We start from the raw sequence: 20655 nt of genomic DNA, 5'->3' as shown, positions 1-20655 counted from the left end.
TCAGCGCCGCCAGCGCGAGCGGAGAACACAGGCGTGACCATCCCGTACCCGAACACCCAGCCCATGCCGGCCATCGCGGCGGTGACCCCGCCGTCCGGCGCCCCCCGGCCACGTCTGACCTTCCTCGGCACCGGGTATCTGGGCGCAACGTATGCCATCTGCTTCGCCGAACTCGGATACGACGTGATCGGCTACGACGTCGACGCCGACAAGATCGCGAAACTGAGCGCCGGTGACGTGCCGTTCCACGAGCCCGGCCTGGACGAGTTGCTCAACCGTAGCCTGGCCGCCGGTCGGCTGCGGTTCACCACCGACATGGCCGCCACCGCCGAATTCGGCGACGTGCACTTCATCTGCGTCGGCACGCCGCAACGCGGCGACGGGATGGGTGCCGACCTGTCCTACGTCGAGGCCGCGGTCACCGGGCTGTCGCAGCAGCTGTCCCGCAAGGCGTTGATCGTCGGCAAGTCGACCGTGCCGGTCGGCACGGCCGAGTGGATCGAGCAGCTGGTCAGCAAGCACACCCCGGCCGACCTCGGCGTCGAGGTCGCGTGGAGCCCCGAGTTCCTGCAGGAGGGCTTCGCCGTCGAGGACGTGTTGCGACCCAACCGGATCGTCGTCGGGGTCAAGAGCGAATGGTCCAACGGCATGCTGTACGCCGCCCACAAGGGGGTGTTCGACCTGGCCGCCACCGAGGACCGTGAGGTGCCCCTGGTGGTCACCGACTTCGCCACCGCCGAACTGGTCAAGGTGGCCGCGAACGCGTTTCTGGCCACCAAGATCTCGTTCATCAACGCGATGGCCGAGGTCTGCGAGGTCGCCGGTGGCGATGTCACCCAACTGGCCCGGGCGATCGGCTTCGACCCGCGGATCGGCAACCGGTTCCTGCAGGCCGGCGTCGGGTTCGGCGGCGGCTGCCTGCCAAAGGACATCCGCGCGTTCCAGGCCCGCGCCCAGGAGCTGGGTGCGGGCGAGGCTCTGCGGTTCCTGCACGAGGTGGACCTGATCAACCAGCGCCGTCGGACCCGGGTGGTCCAGCTCGCGGCCGAGCTGCTCGGCCGGCGCTCCGGGCCGGCCGGGCCGGATCTGTCCGGGACCACCGTGGCGGTGCTCGGGGCGACGTTCAAGCCCAACTCCGACGACGTACGCGACGCACCGTCACTCGCTGTCGCCGCGATGCTGGCCAAGACGGGCGCCCGGGTACGGGTGTTCGACCCGGAGGGCATGGAGAACGCGCGACGGGCGCAACCCGACCTGAGTTACGTGCCGTCGATCGTCGACGCGGTGCGCGACGCCGATCTGGTCTGCGTACTGACCGAGTGGGCCGACTTCCGTAACGCCGACCCGGTCGCCCTGGGTGAACTCGTCGCCGGTCGACGGGTGATCGACGGGCGCAACTGCCTGGATTCCGCCCTGTGGACCGGCGCCGGCTGGGAGTACCGGGGCATGGGCCGTCCCTGACCGGACCAGCCTCCGACCGGGCGGGTCCCGAGCGAACCGCCTTTCACGATCTCCACGCCGTCAAGGGCTGTTCAACCGTTGCCTAGTTTAGGCATGCTTCGTAGAGGAGCGGTCCACAATGCTGGGCCCGGCGTGGAGGAGGGGCCATGAGTACGGCGTACCGCTGCACCTCGTGTGGGCGGACCGTGCCGGCGGCGGCCACGTGCCCCCGGTGCGGGGCCGCCCAACCGCAGTTCGCCGACGACCTCGCCCGCATCGAGCGCTCTATCGCGGACATGAAGGCACGCGACGTCGCCCTGGCCAAGGAGCAGAAGAAGATCGCCAGCGACATCCAGGCGGCGATCTTCCAGCGGGACATCCTGTCCACCGGCGGTGCCGCTGGCCGACGCGGACCGGGCGGGCGACCAAAGCTGCTGGTCCGGCGGCGGGCTGACCGCCGACCGCCGACCGCCGAGCCGGGCACGGCACCGCCGAGGTTCCCCCGGCAGGCACCTCCTCCCTCCGGTGACGACCTACCGCCCGACGGACCGCCGCCGGACGACGACGCCGGTTACCCGTCCGCCGCTGCCGACGACGACCCGACCACGCTGATGCCGGGCATGGGGTCACGGCCCGAGGCATCTCCGCTGGAGATCCAGAACGTCCTGCTCGGCCTCGGCGCGCTGATGGCGGTGGTGGTCTTCGCCGCCGTCGCGAACAGCGCAATCGCCGACCCGACGCGGCTGGCCATCCTGTTCCTCGGGACCCTGCTGCTGCTCGCCGCCCCGCCGGTGGTGGCCCGTCGCGGCCTCACCTCCACCGCCGAGACGATCGCCGCCGTCGCGTTGGTCCTGGTTCCCATCGACGGTTTCGCCTTGTGGGCCACTGACGTGGTCCGTGCCGGGCCGGTCAGCGGCACCGTCTTCGCCGGGTTCACCTTCGGGGTGACCGCGCTGGTCGCCGGAGCGTACGCGACCACCACCGGACTACGTCTGCCCCGGTACGCGATGGTGCTGGCGATCCAGCCGGTCATTCCACTGCTCTGCTACGACCTGATCGACGGTTCCGCCGGCTGGGCACTCGTACTGACCGCAGTGGCCGCCGTCGACCTGGCCCTTGCCTGGACACTCAGCGGCGCCGGTGGGCCTGACGGCGGTGCCTGGCTGGACGGGTTGTCCCGGTTCGGCGGGTTGCCCCGGCCCGGCCGGCGCGCGGGCGCGGCGACGCAACCGCCCGAGGCCGGTGGCGTCCGGCCGGAAGGCGATCCGGAAGAGTCCGACGCGGTCGTGGACGGCGAGCCGATCCGCGCGTCGGGCCGCGCCGGCACGATCCGGGACGACGGCGGCGACGGCGGCGTCGGCCGACGACCGGGCCGTGGACGGCGGCCGGGCTGGACCCCGCCGGCCCCCGGCGCGGCGCTGCTCTGGCTGCGGGACCTGATCTGGGCGCTGCACGGCCTGGCCGTCTGCGCCGCGCTCGTCTTCGCCGCCGCCGCCGTGCTGCGCGCCGCGACCGTGCCGGTCGCGTTCGGTGCCGGTGCGGTCCTGGTGATCGCCGCCGGAGCGGGGCTGGCCGGCGCGTTCATCCTGCGTTACCGACCGCTACCCGACCTGGCGGCCGGGGTGTTCACCTTGGCGGTGGTCGGCGCGGCCAGCCGGGTGGTGGCGGTCGCGCTACCGGGACGGGCACTGCTGCTGATCGCCGCCGTGGTAGCCGTCGCCGGTTTCGCCGTACGGTCGCTGCCGGAGTCGCTGCGGCGCGGCCCCCAGCTGGCTTCCGCGGCGGCGTTGGCGCTCCTGGGGGTGCTCGTGGCCGGCGGGGCGCTACGCGCCGCGCTGGCCCCGGTTCGGGCTGCCTGGCCGGCCTGGGAAGCCGATCTCACCGCCTACCCGCAACGGCTGGCCGAATTCTCCGGGCCGGCCGACTGGCAACTGGCGGTCGCCGCCCTACTGATCACTGTCGCGGCAGCGGTCGCCATGCCCGCCGAGTGGCGGCGCGAGGCCACGGTCGCCGGTGTGACGCTGACCGCGCTCGCCGTTCCGGCGGCATTCGGCCTGGCCTGGTACGCCGCCCCGTGGCTGCCGGTGTTGGCCGCCGTGGCGGTGGCGGCCAGCGGCTACCTGGCCGACACGCAACGCGCCGCCCACGTGCACGTCGGTGGCGCCGCCGTACTCGGCGTGGCCGGTGCCGGAGCGGCGTTGGCCAGACCCGGGTCGACCGCGGCGGTGCTGCTGGTGCTTGCCGCCGCAGGCGTGCTGATCGCGGTCGCCGGCACCCTGCCGGAGGTGCGTCGCCGGCCGGCCGGCGACGCGATCGGTGGCTGGGCCGCCGGTGGCGCGGCACTCGCGCTGCCCGGCGGGGTGGTCGCGTTCGTCACCGCGCTGGTACCGCCCCCGGGCCCGACCCCGCTGGCGCTGCAGGAGGCGACCGCGCCGATCCTCGCCGCCGGTTTCCTGGCCGTGTGCGGGACACTGGGCTACGCCTCGCTGGCCCAGGTGGTTCAGCGTCAGATCCCCCGGCCGTTGGCGGTCGGCACCGGGTTGGGCGCGCTGGCGGTGACCGCCGCCGCGTTCGGCTCGCCGGGTGCCACCGTCGCCGACGCCTGGGTCGCCGTCGCGCTGCTGGTCGCCGCGGTGCTGCTGTTCCTGGCCCGGTCGATCGACGCGGGTCGACGGGCCGACCATCTGCTGGACGGGCCGGACTACGCGGCGGCCGCCGCCACCGCCGCGCTGGTCGGCACGCTGGCCCGGGTGAGCGTCATCGTGGTACCCGGCGTCGAGCTGGTCACCAGCGCGGCCATGGCCCTGGTCGTCGCGGTCGGCATCCGGGCCATGCCGGATCAGTGGCGGCGCGGGCCGATCCTCGGCGCCGCGATCAGCGGCGGCGTCGTCGCCGTGCTGGCCGGCTATACGGCCGTCGCCGGTGGTGCCCGGGCGCTGGCCACACCGGGACAGCTCTGGCAGGCCGATCTCAGCGCGTGGTCCACCGACGTGACGGCCAACGCCTGGCAGGTGCCACTCGCCCTGGTGCTGCTGGCGATGGCCGCCGCCGTGGTGATGCCCCGGCCATGGTCGTTCCATGCGGCCGGGGTGCTCGTCGCGCTCGCCACGGTCGGCACGCCCGCCGCGCTCGGCCTGCCCTGGTGGTCGCCGATCATGGTCGGCCTCCTGGTGGCGATCGGGTACGGGATCATGTCGGTGGCAGCCGACGACCCGCGTGCCGCCACCGCCCGCGCCGGCGTCGCCACCGCCGTGGCGCTGTACGCCGTCGGCGCCAGCCTGGTCCGGCCGTGGACGACTGCCGCCGCGCTCGGCGTCATCGTGCTGACCTGCACCGTGGTTGCCGTACTGGGCCGGGTGATCGCGACCGTCACGCTCTCCGACGATGGCCGACGGCAGACCGGTGACCCGGACGTGCCGGCAGCCGCCGACGACGACCGCGGCTACGCCGACGACGATCTCGCCGTGCCGGTGCCGGCCGATCCGGCGGCCATGCCGGCGCACCTGGCCAAGGTCGGTGGAGCCGCTACCGGCGCCGCTCTGCTCGCCCTGCCCGGCGCGGTGGCGGCGCTCGCCGCAGCGCTGGGGTGGAGCGCGGAGATCCTGCTGACCGGTGCACTGGCTGCCTCGGCGCTGGGGGTCGCCGTACTCGCGGTGGCGCGCCAGAGGATCCCGCACTATCTGCCGTACGCCACCGTCGGCCTGGTCGGTGGCGCCACGGTGACCGCCCTCGCGTCCCTGCCCACCGACCTGCCCACCGGCATGTACGCGGCCGGCGCCGCACTGCTCGGCGTCCTCGCCGAACTGCTGCGGGCGGCGACCCCGCCACCGCCCGACCTGGCCCGGCCGAGCCGGCGATGGACGATGCTCGGCGGTCGGTGGAGCCGTCCCGGCTCGCTGGAGATCGGCCGGGAGTGGACCATCAGCCCGGTGCGGGGCGCGTTGGCCGCCGCGGCGCTGCCGACGGCGCTGGCGGTAGCGGCGGTGGCACCGACCTTGATCGCGGCGTTGGTCCAGCCGTACCAGAGCTTGACCGCCATCTGGCAGGGTCCACCACCCAGCCTGCTGAACCCACCGGCGGACGCGGTCGACCCGACCAACGTCCTGGCGGCGCTGCTGCTCACCGTGGCCGCAGCACTCGCCGCGACCGGCTTCAACACCGACCAGCCCGGACAGGCCGTGCCGGTGGTGTTGCCCGGGGTGGCAATCACCCTGCTGATCACACCGATGTCCCTCGGCGTCGGGTGGCCGGCCAGTACCAGCGCGGCGCTGCTGGTCTTCGCGGTGGCGATGATCGGGCTGGCGTTGACCACACCCCCGCCGGACACCGAACGCCACCGACCGCTGCGGATCGCGCGGCGACTGCTGTTCGTGATCGGTCTCGCGGCCGGGGGCGCCGGCCTCACCGGTGCGCTCGCCGACGACGGGCTGACCGTCTTCACCCTGGCCAGTGCGGTCGTGGTCGGGGCGGTCGCCGCGTTCGCCGGGCGCAGCCAACCGGCCCGGATCCTGGGCTGGCTGTTCGCCTCGATCATGGCGCAACTGTTCGTGCTGACCGTGGGTCTGGTCGCCGGGCTGGCGCCGGCCTGGTCGGCCTTCGGGGTGCTCGGCGTCGGCGCCGCGTTGTTGCTGTCCGCGACGCGGCTGCCCCGGCTCAACCATCCCGAGGCGATCCGCGAGGCGGCGGTGGTCGAGTGGAGCAGCTACGCGGCGGCGCTGCTCGCCTTCGCGCTCGCGTACGACTCGAACCCGCATCTGGCGGGTCTGCTGGCCGGCTGGGGGGCGGTGCTCGGCGTGGCCGCCACCCGCCCGGGCCGGCGGGCCATGGAGCGCCGGGTGCTGTTCTGGGTGGCGGTGGGTTGCGAAATCACCGCCTGGTGGATGTTGATGCGGATCGCCGATGTGACCCTCGCCGAGGCGTACACCCTGCCGTTCGCCGCACTCGCCCTGCTGGTCGGCGTTCTGGAGCTGCGACACCGGCCGGACCTGAGCAGTTGGACGGCGTACGGCCCGGCGTTGGCGGCGGCCTTCCTGCCGACCCTGGTGATCGTGATCGGCAGCGGAGAGAACAGCATCCGGCAGGTGTTGTTGCTGCTCGGCGCGGTCGGCACGCTGCTGGTCGGGGCGATGAGCCAGCAACAGGCGCCGGTGGTGATCGGCACGGTGGTCAGCGCGATCACGGCGCTGCACGCGCTGACCTTCTTCGGTCCGTGGCTGGTGCTGATCCCGGTCGGTCTGGTGCTGCTGGCGTTGGGCGCGAGCAGCGAATGGCGTCGGCACACCCAGGAGCGCCTCCGTGGCGCCCTACGCGGCATGCGCTGACCGCCACCCACCCCTCGGCGATCTTGGGCTCCAAGATCGCCGGGGTGGCGGTAGGAGTGGGGTGGCGGTAGGAGTCAGATCGGGGCGGTGCGGTCGGCCCGCAGAGCGGCGTCCTTGGCCGCCACCAGGTTCACCAGCTCCCGCTGGAAGTCGACCATCCGGGCGCGCAGCACCGGATCCGCGGCGGCGAGAATCCGTACGGCCAGCAGGCCGGCGTTGCGCGCACCACCGATCGACACGGTGGCCACCGGGACTCCGGCGGGCATCTGCACGATCGACAGCAGCGAATCCATCCCGTCGAGGTACCGTAACGGCACCGGCACCCCGATCACCGGCAGCGGGGTCGCCGCCGCGACCATGCCCGGCAGGTGGGCGGCGCCACCGGCACCGGCGATGATCGCCTGCAGGCCACGGTCGGCGGCCGTCGCGGCATAGTCGAGCATCGCCTGCGGCGTGCGGTGCGCCGAAATCACCCGCACCTCGTGATCGACGCCGAACTCGTCGAGCGTATCGGCCGCCGCCCGCATGGTCGGCCAGTCCGAGTCGCTACCCATGATGACGCCGATCATCGGCTCTCACCCGCAATGGTGCCGGTCAACGGCCCTCCCGCAGCCATTGGGCGGCCCGCGCCGCACGGGCCCGCACCTCGACGAGATCCGTACCCAGTGCCGTCACGTGGCCGATCTTGCGACCGGGGCGGACCTCCTTGCCGTACAGGTGGACCTTTGCCCCCGGATCGGCCGCGAACAGGTGGTGCAACCGTTCGTCGATGCCCATCGGTCCGTCCGGACCGCCGAGGACGTTGGCCATCACCACGGCCGGCGCGGTCAGGGCGGTGTCCCCCATCGGATAGTCCAGCACCGCCCGCAGATGCTGCTCGAACTGCGAGGTACGGGCTCCCTCGATGGTCCAGTGCCCGGAGTTGTGCGGGCGCATCGCCAGTTCGTTGACCAGGATGTCGCCGGCGACCTCGAACAGCTCCACCGCGAGCAACCCGACCACGTCGAGCGCGCCGGCCAGGTCGATCGCCAACTGCTGGGCACGCAGGGCCAGCGGCTCCGGCAGATTCGGCGCGGGAGCCAGCACCTCGACGCAGATGCCGTCCCGTTGCACGGTCTCCACCAGCGGATACACCGCGATCTGCCCGAACGGCGAGCGCGCCACCTGCACCGCGAGTTCGCGGGTCAACGCGACCCGTTCCTCGGCGATCAACGGGGTGGCCGACGGGTCCAAGCCGGCTGCGGCCAGTTCGTCGGCGCAACGCAGCGGCCACACCCCGCGACCGTCGTAGCCGCCCCGCGCGGTCTTGACGATCACCGGCCAGCCCACCTCGGCACCGAACGCGGCCAGGTCGTCGGTCGTGGCGATCCGGCGCCACCGGGGGATCGGCGCGCCCAACTCGGCCAGCCGCTCGCGCATCAGTGCCTTGTCCTGCGCGTAGCGCAACGCGTCGGCACCCGGATACACACGTACCCCGTCGGCCGCGAGCGCCCGGATGTGCTCGCCGGGCACGTGCTCGTGGTCGAAGGTCAGCACGTCGCAGCCCTTGGCGAAGGTGCGTAGGGCGGCGAGATCGGTGTGTTCGCCGTACTGCACGTCGGCGGTGACCAGCGCCGCACCGTCCTCCGGTGTGCGCGCGAGCACGCGCAGCGACTGGCCGAGCGCGATGGCGGCCTGGTGGGTCATCCGGGCAAGCTGCCCACCGCCCACCATCGCGACGACGGGCAGACCCGTGCGGGTATCCATGGCGGCGCCAGCCTAACCCAGCTGACCGACCAGGTCGGCGGGTGAGGTGACCGGACGGTCGCAGACGAAGCCCCGGCAGACGTACGCGGTCGGGGCACCGCCGGCCATCGGCCGGTCCGCCAGCAGCGGTACCCCCGGCTGGTCGGACGCGCCGGCGACCACCACGGCACCGGGCGGGGCATGCCGACGGGCCGCCCGCAGCAGCGGCTCGGCGACCGGATCGTCGGTGACGACCGCGATCTCGTACGGTCCGGAGAGCAGCGCCTCGCCGACCGCCGCGGCGTACCCGGTGAACCGGGCATGCCGGGCGACGATCGGGGCGACGGTCGCCAGCGCCGCTTCGGCCGCCGCCCGGTGCCGTGGCGAGCCGCGCAGCGCGGCGTACGCGGTGAGTGCGGCGGCCATCGAGGAGAGGCCGGACGGGGTGGCGTTGTCGGTCGGGTCGGCCGGCCGGGCGACCAACCGCTCGGCGTCGTCGGCGGTGTCGAAGAAGCCACCGTTGCCACTGGCGAACCTGTCTGTCGCGACCTCCAGCAGCTCACCTGCCAGGTCGAGCCAGCGGGCTTCACCACGCAGCTGGTGCAGGGCGCAGAACGCTTCGGCGACACACCCGTAGTCGTCGAGCACGCCGGCCGGAGCGCCGGCCAGCCCGTCCCGCGACACCCTCCGCAGCCGGCCCTCGACCAAGTGGGTACGGGCCAGGTAGGCACCGGCTGAGATGGCGAGTTCGGCGGCCAGTTCCCCGTCGGCCGGGCTGTCGACGGCGGCATCGGCGGCGGTGCGGGGATGGGTGTTCTCGGCGCTGCCGGGGTCGGCGGCGAGGGCGCTGGCGGTGGTGGCGAATTCGACCAGAGCGGTGATCGCGAGACCGTTCCAGGCGGCCACCACCTTGTCGTCGCGGGTCGGCTGCGGGCGGGCCGCCCGGACCCGGCGCAGCGCCGACCGGACACGATCCACTTGCGGTGGCGGGGTGTCGTCGACGTCACGGGCCAGGCGCAGCACGCTGGTGCCGTGCTCGAAGGTGCCGGCCGCGGTGACACCGTACAGGTCAGCGGCCCACCGGCCGTCGGGCTCGCCGAGTGCGTCGCTCAACTGCTGCGGGGTCCAGACGTAGGTAGCGCCTTCGACGCCCTCGGTGTCGGCGTCCAGGGCCGACGCGAACCCGCCGCCGGGCAGGGCCAGTGCCTCGGCCAGGAAGCCGACCGTCTCCCGGGCGATCCGGGCGGCCAGCCGGTCGCCGGTCAGTCGCCACAGCAGGGTGTATACCCGCAGCAGCAGAGCGTTGTCGTAGAGCATCTTCTCGAAGTGCGGAACGGTCCAGGTGCCGTCCACGGCGTACCGGGCGAATCCACCCGCGAGCTGGTCGTAGATGCCGCCCCGGGCCATCGCCTCGCAGGTGTGCCGCGCGATCTCCAGACTCTGCGCGTCGCCGGTGCGTTGGTGGTGGCGCAGCAGGAAGAACAGGTCGAGATGGGGCGGGAACTTCGGCGCGCCGCCGAAGCCGCCATGCGTCGGGTCGTACTCCTTGTGCAGGGTGGCCGTCGCGGCGTCGAGCAGATCGGCGGTCAGTGGTGCGGTCGGACCGCCGACGGCCTGCGCCCCGCCGATGGTTTCCACCACGGCCGCGCCTTGGCGCAGCACCGCCTCGCGCTGGTCCCGCCAGGCGATGGTGACCGACTGCAGCAGCCGGACGAAGTTCGGTCGGGGGAAGTAGGTACCGCAGAAGAACGGTGTGCCGTCCGGGGTGGCGAAGACCGTCATCGGCCAGCCGCCGTGCCCGGTCATCGCCTGGGTGGCGGTCATGTAGACCGCGTCGACGTCAGGGCGTTCCTCCCGGTCCACCTTGACCGCGACGAAGTTGTCGTTGATGAGCCCGCCGACCGTCTCGTTGGCGAACGACTCGTGCGCCATCACATGGCACCAGTGGCACGCCGCGTAGCCGACAGAGATGAGCACCGGTACGTCGCGGCGGCGTGCCTGCGCGAACGCCTCGTCGCACCACGGCCACCAGTCGACCGGATTGTCGGCATGCTGCTGAAGGTACGGGCTGGTCGCCTCGCCGAGCCGGTTCACCGTGGCCCACTCCTCACTCATCGTCGGCTACCGCGACGATAGCCAGCTGCGGGTAGTGCAGCGCGGTGATGCCCGAGCGCGCAGCGGCGCGGACGTTCTCCACCCGATCGTCGACGAAGGTGACCTGGCTCGGCTGCGCGCCGAGCCGGCGAAGTAACGCCCGGTAGACCGCTGGATCGGGCTTGGCCAGCGCCAGCCGGCAACTGAACAGCAGATGCTCGAACCCGGCGGCCCAAGCCGCCGCCTCGATCGCGGTGGCGAGCGAGGCGGGCGCGTTGGACAGCAGCGCCAGTCGGTGACCGGCGGCGGTGAAAGCGTCCAGCAGGTCGAGGGTCTGCGAATTGAGATGTGACCAGCTGGCGACGTCGAGGCGGTCGAGATCGGTGACCAGCGGGGCTTCGGCGGCCAGCGGCCGGCCGACGACCTGGCTCCAGTATCGCTGCGGAGAACAGCCGCCGTCGTACTCGTCCCGGTGACGCCAGTAGCGCCGGGTGAACTCGGCCAGTGGTAGACCCGCCGTCTCGGCCATCGCGGCGACCGCGGCGGACGGTTGGGGCAACGAGATGACCTGGCCGTAGTCGAACACGAGCCAGCTGCTCACGACGCCCCGTCGGCACGCAGCGGATAGATCTGGGCCTGGGCGGAATCGAGCAGTGACCGGAGCACCGTGATGATCTTGTCGGCGGGCATCGGCTTGAAGAAGTGGTAGCCCTGCGCGGCGGCGCAACCGAGTGCCGCCAGGGTGGCACGCTGATCGGCGGTTTCCACGCCCTCGGCGACCACCCGTAGCCCCATCTCCCGCCCCAGGAACACGGTGTGCCGCACGATCGCCGCCGCCCGTGGCGAGTCGGCCATCCGTACGACGAACGACCGGTCGACCTTCAGTTCGTCGACGGTGACCCGGGACAGGAAGGCAAGCGACGAAAAGCCGGTGCCGAAGTCGTCCACCGCCAGTTGTACGCCCATCTCGCGCAACCTGGCCAGCACCTCGTCGATGATCTCCAGATCGCTCATCACCACGGTCTCGGTGATTTCGAGCACCAGCCGTCGGGCAGGAACCTGGTGCCGACGCAGCAGTTCGCCGATCTCCGCCGGCAGCTGCGGATCGAGCAGGCTACGGGCGGAGATGTTGACCGAGATCGGGACGTCGATGCCACACGCCGCCCACTCGGCCGCGACCGACAGGGCTCGGTCGACGACGTAGCGGGTGAACGGACCGAGCAGCTCACTGCCTTCGACGGCCCGGACGAAATCGACCGGGGTGAGCCGGCCGCGACGGGGATGCCGCCAGCGGATCAACGCCTCGACGCCGGTGGGCGCGCCGGTGACCAGATCCACGGCGGGCTGCAGAGCGAGTTCGAGCTGGTCGTCAACGCCCAGTGCGACCCTCAGCTCGGCCAGCAACGCGAGTTGGTCGGTGCTCGCGGCATCCTTGGCGCTGTCGTACCCCGCGATGTTGCCGCCGATCTCCCGCGCCTGGCTCATCGCGATGTTCGCCCGGCGCAGCAACTCGTTCATGTCGGCGGTGCCGGCCCCGGCGACCACCACTCCGAGCAGGCCTTCGACCGACATCCACACCCCGGCGACCTCGGTCGGCTCGGCCAGCACAGCGGAGATCTCCCGGGCCCGGCCCATCGCGATCGAGGTCGGTGACGGCCGCTCCATCGCGGCGGCGGGCCGGGTCGGGGCACAGACCCGTGCGTCCGTCGGCGGCCCGGCACCGTTCGTGCCGTCCAGGTCCGGCCGGGCAAGGGTGGTCAGCAGTACGGCGAACTCGTCGTTGCCGAGGCGGCCGAGCAGCTCGCCGGGACGCAGCCGGGCCTTGAGCCGGCTGGCGGCCGATTGCAGCAGCTCGTCACCTGCCGCGTTACCGAGCGTGTCGTTCACCTCGTTGAACCGCTTGATGTCCAGCATGAGCAACGCGATCGGATGGTCGTGGTCGAGCTCATGCAGCGCCGCATCCCCACGGGCCAGCAACGCCGGGCGGTTGAGCAACTCGGTGACCGGGTCGTGCATCGACTCGTGCGCCACCCGGGCGGTGAGATCGCGCAACTCGGTATGCGTCGCCGCATCGTGCAGCGCGGCGGCGAGGGCGTCGCCGAAGGCCGAGAGCGCGTCGCGGTCACGGGGACCGGGCAGCGCGGTCGCCGGCAGGTGGACACGCAGCACGCCGACATCGTTACGTCCGACAGCGAGCGGGTGGACCAGACACTGGTCGGTGATTTCGACGTCGCCTGGTCGACCTTCGTCGGACTCGGCCGGCAGCTTCCCGTCGACGACGGCCGGCGCCGCGGCTTCCGCGGGCGACAGGGTGTTCGGCTCGGTACGTGGCCCGGGGACCGCCACGGGGTTCGCGGGTCCGGCCGGGTCGCATGCGGCCGTGGCGGGCAGCTCCGAACGGTGCAGGGCTCCGCTCGCGTCGCCGGCGTAGCGCCAGCGACGCCCATCGGCACGTTGGACGTCGACTTCGACTCGTTCGGCACCGAACAGCGCCAGCCCGCCGGCCACCCCGGCGCTGGCGACGCCGGATTCGTCGAGCTGGTTGAGCGCGTGCGTCGCCTGCGCGAATTCCTGCCAGGCCCGGCGTTCGTCCTCCACCCTGAGCCAGTGGCCGTAGGTCTGCTGGAGCAGCCACAGGGCCGGTGGCAGGAGCAGGAGCCACCGCGGGTCGTGACTGAGCATGGTCACCGTGACCAGACCGATCAGCACGTTCCCGACGAACATCAGCAGCTTGTTGCGCAGCGCGTGGAGCAGGGTCGACCAGAACGGGCGCCCGTAACGCAACGTCAAGGCTACGGTGGCCAGCGCCGCGGTCAGCAACAGATAGCTGAGCCCGCCGACCGCCAGGGCGGCGGCCAGGCCCGGGGTGATCGGCCGACCATGCGGTTCGGCGACCATGCCGGTCACGGTCGCGGCTACCCCGACGGCGACAGTGAGCGACGCGCTCACCCGGATGACCTCGGGTACCGTACGCGGCTCGGCGAACACGGACATCAGGGCCCACGCCGCGCCGACCCCGAGCGCCGCCGCGGCCGGTAGCCAGCCGGTCGGGATCAGATAGAGCCCGACGATCAACGCGGCCTCGCCCCAGGTGAAGCTGACCGTGCCGGTGCCGATACGGAACCGCAGACGGGCCAGTTGGGCGACGCCCAGCAGCAGCGCGACGATCGCGAACCGGGCCGCCGCAGGGACGTCGCCGGTTGCCCCGGACGCCGTTTCGGTGAACCACCCGATCGCGATGGTGGCGAGGGCGGACACGAAGGCGGCGGCGGTGAACGCGGGCAGCCGCCAGTGGGCACCACGCCCGGCGGCACCCGGTCCGGGTGCCGGACCGTCAGGGCCGAGTCCCGGCTGCTGCGACGACGTCACGGACCGCTCCCGGTGCCGGCCGATGCCGTACCGCCGCAGCTCACGTGACCGACCGCCGTCCTACAATGATCAATATTCGCGAACTCGACTCGCGTCCACCGCCGGCGACGCAGGGCGTCGGCTGGGTAGTCCATCGTCGCCCCTTTCCGCGCGGTGGAGGAACTGAAGTCCCCGGCGGAAGGCTAAGCCAAAGCGGATTGCGGCAACAGGGGCCGCAGGGTCGGATTAGGATCGCACGGCCACTCAGAGGCATAAAACTCGCTGGTGGGAGCGCTTGCAAGCGCTTACATCGGCGATCCCGGGCGCACATCGCGTTCTGTCGGATCAAGGACATCCGGCCGGGCCGGTTCCGTGCTATCGGCCGGCGCCTGGTTGTCGAAGCGGTCCGGCAACCGACGCAGCCGGGTGTTCATGTTGCGGATCAAGAACACCGTCGCCGCAGCAAGCAGGAGGAGCAGGAACAAACCCATCGGACCGGCCAGCCCGCCGTTACGGGTGTCCCCGAAGTTGTTGGTTGCCAGGACGAGATCCGCCACCGGGGCATGGCCCACCGCGAGGACGTGCACCGCGTTCAGCATGACCGGGCTCCTTGGATGCGCTCACCACGACGACAGGGACACGCTACGCCTGACATCTCAGGACCGCTCCAGCCGCTCCCGGACCCCGGCGAACAGGTCCGACTCAGGCAGTGGACTGTCAACGACCGAACGTACCAACTCGAAGTCCTCCGTCGGCCAGGCTTGCCGCTGCACCTCCATCGGCACCTGGAACCAGAACCCGTCCGGGTCGACCTGGGTCGCGTGGGCGCGCAGCGCGTCGTCGCGGACCGGGAAGTAGTCGGCACACTCCACCCGGGTCGTGATCCGGTCGCCCTTGTCGGGACGCTCGTCCCACTTCTCGATCCACTCCCGGTAGGGCGACTCGCGCCCGACCGCGAGCATGCCCTCGTGCAGGGCGAGAATCCTGGCCCGGGTGAATCCCATGCAGTAGTACAGCTTCATCGGCTGCCACGCCGGGCCCAGCTGCGGATACCGCCCCGGGTCGCCCGCCGCGTCGAACGCGGCGACGCTGATCCGGTTGCACATGATGTGGTCCGGGTGCGGATAGCCGCCGTCCTCGTCGTACGTGGTGACCACATGCGGGCGGAACTCGCGGATGAGCCGGACCAGCGGACCGGCCGCGACCTGCACGTCCTCCAGCCCGAAACAGCCTTCCGGCAGCGGCGGCAGTGGATCGCCCTCGGGCAGCCCCGAATCGACGAAGCCGAGCCAGGCCTGCTCGACGCCGAGAATGGCCCGGGCGGCGTCCATCTCCGCCCGCCGGATCTCGGCGATGTTCTCCCAGACGTCCGGCCGATCCAGCTTCGGGTTCAGTACGCTGCCCCGCTCACCACCGGTGCAGGTGACGACGAGAACCTCAGCGCCCTCGGCGACGTAGCGGGCCATCGCCGCCGCGCCCTTGCTCGACTCGTCGTCGGGATGTGCGTGGACCGCCATCAGACGCAACTGCTCTGCCAACGAATTGCTCCCTTGTCCCCTGCCGACGTTGTCGCGGCCCCCGGCTGCGACAATTGGACCTACGAACATTCTCGCCGACGGCACCGACACCATCGCCAAGGAGATCCGCCCCCGGTGACCGACCCGAACGCCACAACCGCACCGAGCGCCCCGGTGTTCCCACCCGGGCGGTACGGCCGGCGCCGCACGCCCCGACGTCGGTACCCCTGGCTGGTGCTGCTGGTGGCGGTCGTGGTGGTGGCCGGGACGGCCGTCGCGGTCCGGCTCTACGGCCTGTACGGCGATCCGACCTACGATCCGAAGGTGATCACGTACACCGGGGTCACCGACGACGGAGTCGTGATCGACTTTACGGTCAACGTACCCCCTGGCGGGTCTGCCGTCTGCCTGGTCCGGGCCCGCTCCAGAGATGGCGTCGAGGTCGGCCGGGCCGAGGTCACCGTACACGCCGAACCGGACGAACGGCAGGTGCGCACCGCATATCGGTTGGCGACCGACAGCCGAGCATTTCTCGGTGAAGTGATTCGTTGCCGGCCAGCGGACCAGGCCACCCAGTCGGGCGATTAACCACGGCGCGTAGCTGCGCATCGCTGGTACGTTAGTAGTTCGACCTCGTCCGCCCGCAAGCCAACAAGGAGTTCGTCTGTGTCCACGACCGACCGCGAGGCGCCCGCCACCTGGCTGTCCCAGGACGCTTACGACCGGCTACAGGCCGAGCTCAACGAGCTGATCGCCGGTCGGACGGCGATGGCCGCCGAGATCAACGCCCGGCGCGAGGAAGGCGACCTCCGCGAGAACGGCGGCTACCACGCCGCTCGCGAGGAGCAGGGCAAGCAGGAGGCGCGCATCCGCTACCTGCAGGAGCTGCTACGCACCGCGCAGGTCGGCGAGGCTCCCAAGGCGGATGCCGTTGCCCCCGGGACCGTCGTCACGATCCACTTTGACGACGATCCGGAGGACACCGAGACGTTCCTGCTCGGTTCCCGGGAAATCTCCTCGACCACGGACCTGACCGTGTACAGCCCGGAGTCCGCGCTCGGCACCGCGATCCTCGGCGCGCGTGCCGGGCAGACGGTGACCTACACCGCACCCAGCGGGGCGGACATCAAGGTCACCGTCGACAAGTTCCAACCGTTCGGCGGCTGAGCCGGCAGCGCTGGGCCGGGCAGCGCTGGGCCGGGCAGCGCTGGGCCGGGCAGCCGAGCAGGCAGTGGCTGGACCGGTCAGTCCTTCTCCGCCGCGGCGAAGGTCACCTGGTAACCGTGCTCGCGGAGCACGGCCGCCAGGGTGGCCGAATGCTGCGGCCCCCGCGTCTCCACGGACAGGTCCACCTCGACCTCGCCGAGCCGCAGTCGTGGGCTGCGGCGCCGATGCTCGACATCGACCACGTTCGCCCGTTGCCGCGCGATGAGCGACAGCAGCGTCGCGAGCTGACCCGGTTGATCACCACAGCGGATAGTGAAACGCAGGTAGCGTCCGGCGGCGGCCAGCCCGTACTCGATGACCCGCAGCAGGAGCAGTGGGTCGATGTTGCCGCCGGAGAGCACCGCGACCGTCGGCGTTGCCGGCCGTACCGCGCCGGCCAGCAACGCCGCCACCGCGACCGAGCCGGCCGGCTCGACGACCTGCTTGCCGCGTTCCAACAGCATCAGCAGCGCCCGGGAAATGTCCTCTTCCGAGACGGTGACGACCTCGTCGACGAGCTTGCTGACGTGCGCGAACGTGAGATCACCAGGTCGGCCTACCGCGATGCCGTCGGCAATGGTACGAAACTTGTCCAGCCGTACCGGCGCACCGGCGGCCAGCGATGGCGGATAAGCGGCCGCGCCCTCCGCCTGCACCCCGATCACTCGAATGTCCGGGCGCAGGGCCTTCGCGGCCACCGCGATCCCGGAGATCAAGCCGCCGCCGCCCACGCCGGTGACGATCGTGGACGCCTGCGGACACTGCTCCAGGAGCTCAACGGCCACAGTACCCTGACCGGCGATGACGTCCCGATGATCGAACGGATGGATCAATACCGCGCCGGTCCGCTCGGCGAACTCCCGGGCGGTCACCAACGCTTCGTCCACCGTAGTGCCGGCGAACTCGACCTGTGCGCCGTATCTCTTGGTCGCCGTCACCTTGGGCAACGGCGCGCCAACCGGCATGAACACCGTTGCCGTGATACCCAGCAGGCCGGCCGCGAGCGCAACGCCCTGCCCGTGGTTGCCGGCGCTCGCCGCGACCACCCCGCACCGCCGCTGCTCGTCGGACAGGCGGGAAATTCGCAGGTAGGCGCCGCGTACCTTGTACGAGCCGGCCCGTTGCAGGTGCTCGCACTTGAGCCAGACCGGACCACCGAGCAACGCGGTCAGCGGGCGGGACGGTTCCAGCGGGGTGACCCGTACGACGTCCCGCAACGCCTCCCGGGCAGCGAGCACGTCCGCCAACGTGACGAGTTCCGACATGGCACCGATCGTCGCATCAGCCGGGCCGGGCCGCTCACGGCGGCCGGCCACGGGCGCGACTCAGCCGGCCGGCGTGCCCACCAGCGGCCAGGCGGGTGCGTGCCGCGGCCACGGTGCCGCCATCTCCAGTTGACCGGCTACGGCGAGCAACCGCACCTCCGAGCCGGGTGGTCCGACCAGCTGCACCCCGACCGGCAGGCCGTCGGGACGCAGACCGGCCGGGACCACCAGAGCCGGCAGCCCGGCCATGTTCCACGCGGCGGCATACGGGGCGTACCGGATGCAGGTCAGCATGTTCGCCGCCCAGGACCGCCGAGACCACCCGACCGCCATCGGGGGCGCGCTGGCCAGGGCCGGGATGAGCAGGACGTCCACCGGTTGGTCGGCGAAGAAGCCGATCATCCGCTCCCGCCAGGCGACCCGGTCGGCGTCCCGCACGTACCCCCGGCGTTGTGCCAACCGCCCCAACGTGGCATGCCGTCTCGTCCGTGTCTGCAGGTCGCGCCCGCCGTCGCGGCTGGAGCTGGCCTGCTCGGCGGCGGCAGCGAACCAGGTCGCCAACCCGCGCAGGCCCAACGACGTGGGATAACGGAGTTCGACGTCGGCGACATCGTGCCCGGCCCCGGCCAGCCGGCGGGCCGTCGCGGTCACCGCGTCCCGGTTCGGCGCGTCCAGCCGCACCCCGGCCACCGGCGAGGTGAGCGAGACACCGACCCGCAGGCGGCTCGGTTCGACCAGCTTCTCCGGCCGACGCCCGGCCAGTACGGCGAACCCGGCCGCCGCGTCGACCACGCAGGTGGCCAGGATGCCGTGCTCGGTGAGGCCGAACCAGTCGCCCGTGCCGAGCTGGCGCGGCACCACGTCCCGGCCAGGCTTGAGCCCGATCAGGCCGCAGCAGGCCGCCGGGATCCGGATCGACCCGAACCCGTCGTTGCCGTGCGCGATCGGAACCATCCCGCTGGCCACCGCGGCAGCCGCGCCACCGGAGGAACCACCCGGCGTACGTGCCGGATTCCACGGATTGCGGCTGACCGCCGTCGGGTCGTCGGTGGTCGCCCACAGTCCGAACTCCGGAATCCGTGTGACACCCACCACCACCGCGCCGGCACCACGCAACCGCCGGACGATCTCGTGGTCGTCCTCGGCCACCGCGGCCCGTGCCCCGGCCGACCCCCGCCAGGTCGGCAACCCGGCGACCGGCGTGTTCTCCTTGACCGCCACCGGCACCCCGGCCAGCGGAAGGTTCGCCAGGTCCTCCTGCTCGTCGACCTTCTCGGCTTCGGCTATCGCCGCACCGCCCCGCACCGCCCGAAACGCCGACAGCACCGGATCGGCGCGGGCGATGTAGTCGAGGTGGTCGGCCACGACCTGGGTGGCGGAGGTGTCACCGCGGCGCACCGCCCGGGCGATCTGTCGGGCGGTGGTGCCCACCCAGGTCGGAACGATGTCGTGCACGGCACCTCCAGGCAGGCCGGTAGGCGGTACGGGGTCACGGGGTCGTGGGTCGCGGCGACATCGGTCCGGTCAGCCGAGCGCCTGTTCCAGGTCGGCCAGGAGGTCGTCGACGGTCTCGATGCCGACTGACAGTCGCACGAGATCGTCCGGGACTTCAAGAGGCGACCCGGCGGCGCTGGCGTGGGTCATTCGTCCAGGATGTTCGATCAACGACTCGACCCCACCGAGCGACTCGGCGAGCACGAACAGTTTCGCGCGGTTGCAGATACGTACCGCGGCGGCCGGTCCGCCGACCGCCCGGAACGACACCATGCCGCCGAAGCGGCGCATCTGCTTGACCGCCGTCTCGTGCCCCGGGTGTTGCGGATGTCCGGGATAGAGCACCTGTCCCACGGCCGGGTGGTGGTCGAGGAGGTCGACGACACGCTCGGCGTTGTCACAGTGACGTTCCATCCGTACGCCGAGGGTCTTGACGCCACGCAGGGTGAGCCAGGCGTCGAAGGGCCCGTTGACCGCCCCCATCGCGTTCTGGTGAAAGGCGAGTTCGGCACCGAGTCCGGGGTCGGTGACCACCAGCGCGCCGCCCACCACATCGGAATGTCCACCCAGGTACTTGGTGGTCGAGTGGACGACCACGTCGGCGCCGAGCACGAGCGGCTGCTGCAGGTAGGGAGACGCGAACGTGTTGTCGACGACGAGCAGCGCCTGGTGGTCGCGCGCCAGACCGGCGAGCGCGGTGATGTCGGCGATACCCAGCAACGGGTTGGTCGGTGTCTCTGCCCAGATCACCCTGGTCCGTCCGGGCTCGACCACGGCCCGGACCGAGTCGATGTCGGAGATCCGGGCCGCGGACCAGGTCAGTCCCCACCGCTGCGCGACCCGGGCGAACAGTCGGAAGGTGCCGCCGTACGCGTCGTCCGGGATGACCACGTGGTCACCGGGCCGGCACACGGTGCGCAGCAGGGTGTCCTCGGCGGCGAGGCCACTGGCGAAGGCGAGGGCCTGCCGGCCGCCTTCGATCGCGGCCAGGCATTCCTGCAGTGCGTCACGCGTCGGATTGGCCGACCGGCTGTACTCGTATCCCGACCGGGGGGCACCCACTTCGTCCTGGGCATAGGTGCTGGTCTGATAGATCGGTGGGACGACCGCACCGGTACGGGCGTCCGGCTCCTGGCCGGCGTGGATGGCTAGGGTGTCGAACCCGGGTGTCATGGGTCGAGGCTAGGCCATGACCGGGGGCGGGGATGCCTGGGTGGGCGGCGGGCGGGTAACCCGTACGGGAAC

14 protein-coding genes are annotated in these 20655 nt (G+C 71.9%); 4 read left to right on the top strand and 10 right to left on the bottom strand.

What is annotated here, in order from left to right:
• Positions 1-33 precede the first annotated feature (33 nt).
• Together ACN27F_RS22780 and ACN27F_RS22775 are read left to right on the top strand one after the other, a co-directional pair.
• Positions 34-1461, top strand: a complete 1428-nt coding sequence (locus tag ACN27F_RS22780; RefSeq protein WP_421436656.1) for a UDP-glucose dehydrogenase family protein — start codon at positions 34-36, stop codon at positions 1459-1461.
• Positions 1462-1607: 146 nt separating this feature from the next.
• Positions 1608-6761 carry an SCO7613 C-terminal domain-containing membrane protein gene (locus ACN27F_RS22775; protein WP_421436655.1) on the top strand — a complete coding sequence of 1718 codons (5154 nt, stop codon included), beginning with the start codon at positions 1608-1610 and terminating at the stop codon, positions 6759-6761.
• Between the two features lie 74 nt (positions 6762-6835).
• On the opposite strand, the gene purE is transcribed toward ACN27F_RS22775, so the two are convergent.
• The 7 genes from purE to mca all read right to left on the bottom strand — a co-directional run bounded on the left by purE (position 6836) and on the right by mca (position 15466).
• The gene (gene purE, locus ACN27F_RS22770) at positions 6836-7330 is read right to left on the bottom strand and encodes a 5-(carboxyamino)imidazole ribonucleotide mutase (RefSeq protein ID WP_421436652.1); all 495 of its coding nucleotides are present in this window, start codon (positions 7328-7330) and stop codon (positions 6836-6838) included.
• 25 nt (positions 7331-7355) lie between these two features.
• Positions 7356-8507, bottom strand: a complete 1152-nt coding sequence (locus ACN27F_RS22765) for a 5-(carboxyamino)imidazole ribonucleotide synthase (RefSeq protein WP_421436650.1) — start codon at positions 8505-8507, stop codon at positions 7356-7358.
• Positions 8508-8519: 12 nt separating this feature from the next.
• The gene (locus ACN27F_RS22760) at positions 8520-10580 is read right to left on the bottom strand and encodes a thioredoxin domain-containing protein (RefSeq protein ID WP_421440403.1); all 2061 of its coding nucleotides are present in this window, start codon (positions 10578-10580) and stop codon (positions 8520-8522) included.
• Between the two features lie 13 nt (positions 10581-10593).
• Entirely contained in the window at positions 10594-11181 is a 588-nt protein-coding gene (locus ACN27F_RS22755) for an HAD-IA family hydrolase (protein ID WP_421436648.1), read from the bottom strand.
• On the bottom strand, positions 11178-13949 hold the full coding sequence (locus ACN27F_RS22750; RefSeq protein WP_421436646.1) for a putative bifunctional diguanylate cyclase/phosphodiesterase: 2772 nt from the start codon (positions 13947-13949) through the stop codon (positions 11178-11180). The genes ACN27F_RS22755 and ACN27F_RS22750 overlap by 4 nt, the downstream gene beginning before the upstream one ends.
• Before the next feature lie 284 nt (positions 13950-14233).
• Complete coding sequence (locus tag ACN27F_RS22745) at positions 14234-14527, bottom strand: hypothetical protein (RefSeq protein ID WP_421436643.1); 294 nt, start codon at positions 14525-14527, stop codon at positions 14234-14236.
• A gap of 57 nt (positions 14528-14584) precedes the next feature.
• Entirely contained in the window at positions 14585-15466 is an 882-nt protein-coding gene (gene mca, locus ACN27F_RS22740; protein WP_421436640.1) for a mycothiol conjugate amidase Mca, read from the bottom strand.
• 114 nt (positions 15467-15580) lie between these two features.
• Between mca and ACN27F_RS22735 the strand changes: the two genes are divergently transcribed.
• Both ACN27F_RS22735 and greA read left to right on the top strand, forming a co-directional pair.
• Positions 15581-16033: a DUF4307 domain-containing protein gene (locus ACN27F_RS22735; RefSeq protein WP_421436638.1), complete on the top strand. Its 453-nt coding sequence runs from the start codon at positions 15581-15583 to the stop codon at positions 16031-16033.
• A gap of 78 nt (positions 16034-16111) precedes the next feature.
• Positions 16112-16612 (top strand): transcription elongation factor GreA, encoded by a 501-nt coding sequence (gene greA / locus ACN27F_RS22730; RefSeq protein WP_421436637.1) that lies wholly within the window; start codon positions 16112-16114, stop codon positions 16610-16612.
• Between the two features lie 77 nt (positions 16613-16689).
• Here the strand turns inward: greA and ilvA are convergent, their stop codons facing one another.
• The 3 genes from ilvA to ACN27F_RS22715 form a co-directional block, all read right to left on the bottom strand.
• Positions 16690-17916, bottom strand: coding sequence for a threonine ammonia-lyase (gene ilvA / locus ACN27F_RS22725; RefSeq protein WP_421436635.1), 1227 nt, complete (start codon positions 17914-17916; stop codon positions 16690-16692).
• A 60-nt stretch (positions 17917-17976) separates the two neighbouring features.
• Positions 17977-19371 (bottom strand): amidase, encoded by a 1395-nt coding sequence (locus tag ACN27F_RS22720; protein WP_421436633.1) that lies wholly within the window; start codon positions 19369-19371, stop codon positions 17977-17979.
• Between the two features lie 69 nt (positions 19372-19440).
• Positions 19441-20583: a cystathionine gamma-synthase gene (locus tag ACN27F_RS22715; RefSeq protein WP_421436631.1), complete on the bottom strand. Its 1143-nt coding sequence runs from the start codon at positions 20581-20583 to the stop codon at positions 19441-19443.
• Between the last annotated feature and the right edge of the window lie 72 nt (positions 20584-20655).

The sequence above is a fragment of the Solwaraspora sp. WMMB335 genome (assembly GCF_049179075.1).
GTDB lineage: Bacteria > Actinomycetota > Actinomycetes > Mycobacteriales > Micromonosporaceae > Micromonospora_E.
This window is presented reverse-complemented; position numbering and strand designations above follow the sequence as displayed.

Excerpts from the sequence above, each read along its gene's own strand:
- ACN27F_RS22775 (WP_421436655.1), top strand. The coding sequence starts at position 1,608 with ATGAGTACGGCGTACCGCTGCACCTCGTGTGGGCGGACCGTGCCGGCG.
- purE (WP_421436652.1), bottom strand. The coding sequence starts at position 7,330 with ATGATCGGCGTCATCATGGGTAGCGACTCGGACTGGCCGACCATGCGG.
- ACN27F_RS22765 (WP_421436650.1), bottom strand. The coding sequence starts at position 8,507 with ATGGATACCCGCACGGGTCTGCCCGTCGTCGCGATGGTGGGCGGTGGG.
- ACN27F_RS22745 (WP_421436643.1), bottom strand. The coding sequence starts at position 14,527 with ATGCTGAACGCGGTGCACGTCCTCGCGGTGGGCCATGCCCCGGTGGCG.
- ilvA (WP_421436635.1), bottom strand. The coding sequence starts at position 17,916 with ATGTCGGAACTCGTCACGTTGGCGGACGTGCTCGCTGCCCGGGAGGCG.
- ACN27F_RS22715 (WP_421436631.1), bottom strand. The coding sequence starts at position 20,583 with ATGACACCCGGGTTCGACACCCTAGCCATCCACGCCGGCCAGGAGCCG.